The organism is Pseudomonas sp. HY2-MNA-CIBAN-0224 (assembly GCF_040310285.1).
Lineage (GTDB): Bacteria > Pseudomonadota > Gammaproteobacteria > Pseudomonadales > Pseudomonadaceae > Aquipseudomonas > Aquipseudomonas helleri.
This window is the reverse complement of record NZ_JBEOPQ010000615.1, coordinates 1-263: the sequence shown is the minus strand read 5'-3', so window position 1 is coordinate 263 and position 263 is coordinate 1. Positions and strand designations below refer to the sequence as shown.

The window sequence follows — 263 nt, the reverse complement described above, 5'->3', positions numbered from 1 at the left end:
CTCTACGACTGGCGCAGCAGGTGATATTCCGGTACAGACGGTGGATAACGTGACAGCCGATAACGGCATTGTGACGGCTACCCCTGCGAAAGATGCTGGGCTGATCACAGTCACCACTGATCGCTATGATATAAAAATCAATCCAGAAGGCGGTGATATCGTTTATGCTGCGCTTAAGCAGTATAACGCGACGCTCGATAGCGAGACGCCTTTTGTACTGTTAGAAAATAATAGTAATCGCGTCTATGTGGCTCAGTCTGGCC

General features: G+C 49.4%; 1 protein-coding gene. It reads left to right on the top strand.

The genetic code is table 11. The features are described from left to right. A partial coding sequence (gene yidC / locus AAEZ03_RS27775) for a membrane protein insertase YidC (RefSeq protein WP_350583111.1) occupies positions 1-263 on the top strand: 263 nt, incomplete at both ends.